The organism is Actinomadura sp. KC06 (assembly GCF_004348735.1).
In the GTDB taxonomy this organism is placed as follows: Bacteria; Actinomycetota; Actinomycetes; order Streptosporangiales; family Streptosporangiaceae; genus Spirillospora.
Genome location: NZ_SMKT01000391.1, coordinates 1 through 1244 on the forward strand (window position 1 = coordinate 1; position 1244 = coordinate 1244).

Below are 1244 nucleotides of genomic sequence, written 5' to 3' on the forward strand. Positions count from 1 at the left end.
GGCCCCGCGCCTTACCCGCCCGCGCCACCCGGTCATGCGGGCCCGCCGCCCATGCACGTCCATCACGGCTCGCCGGGCTACCGCAGCCACCACCGCCACGGCGCCGCAGCAGCCGGCCTGGTCGGCGGCGCCGCCGCGGCCGGAATCGCGGGCGGCATGGCCATCGGCGCAGTGGGCGACGCGGCCGGATACGCGGGCAACGTCGCCGGCTACGTGGCCGGCCAGCCCGTGGACGCGTTCGGCAACGCGATCGCCGGATACGCAGGCCAGGCCGCCGGCCAAGTGGCCGGAAACGTGGCCGCGGACGTCGCCGGCGGCGTAGCGGGCGACGTAGCCGGCGAAATCGCAGGCGGCGCAGCAGAAATCCTCGGCGGCCTACTAGGCGGCCTCTTCGGCTAACCCCGACGGCCCCCCAAACTCAAACACCCACACCGCAACACACCAGGCCGCCCGCCGGAAAACGCATGCCCAGCGTCACGCGCGCCATCACGAAAGCCGCGTCCGAGAAACCCGCAGATCCCGCCGGACGACAGAAACCCCGGCAAACGCAAGAGCTCTCCAACCAACCACCCAACCGCGAGCACCAGCGAACGGGAACACCAGCACGGCGCAAATGACAACGGGCCGGAGCACCCACGGCGACACGAGCGGCACAACCGAACACCTCGGCAGACGCCAAACGGGCGCCTCAAGTAACCGCCGCCTCCCTCCACAGCAGACCGCCCGCGCAGTTGAGCGTCGACGCTGCGCAACAGCGGCGGGCGCCAGCACGGTGCAATGGCAGCGAGCCGGAGCATTCGCGGCGTCGCGGAAGTCTTCGGCAGATGCCAGGCGGGCGCTTGAGGTAGCCACCGCCTGATCCCACAGCGGAGCGCCTGGGGTTGGGCGTCGACGCTGCGCAACGGCGGCGGGCAGAAGCACCAGCACGGTGCAATGACAGCGGGGACACAAGCGGCACAGCGGAACACTTCAGCAGATGCATGCGGGCGCCTCAGGTAACCGTCGTCTGCTCCCACAGCGGAGCGCCCGCAGAGTTGAGCATCGACGCCGGGCAACAGCAGCGGGCGAGAGCACCAGCACGTGCAATGACAGCGGTCCGGAGCACTACTCGCGGGGGTTCGGGAGGGGCAGCGGGACACTTTGGTGGGTGTCGGGCGGGTGCTTCAGGTAAGCGTTGTCTGTTCTCACGGCGGAGCGCTTGGGGGATGAGCGTTGGTGCTGTGGAACGGCGGGGGTGGGGGCAC

Annotated in this window: 1 pseudogene; it reads left to right on the top strand. The window is 70.7% G+C overall.

Features of this window, described 5'->3' with window-relative positions:
- Nucleotides 1–399: pseudogene (locus tag E1287_RS43275) on the top strand (hypothetical protein); the annotation flags it as partial.
- Between the last annotated feature and the right edge of the window lie 845 nt (nt 400–1244).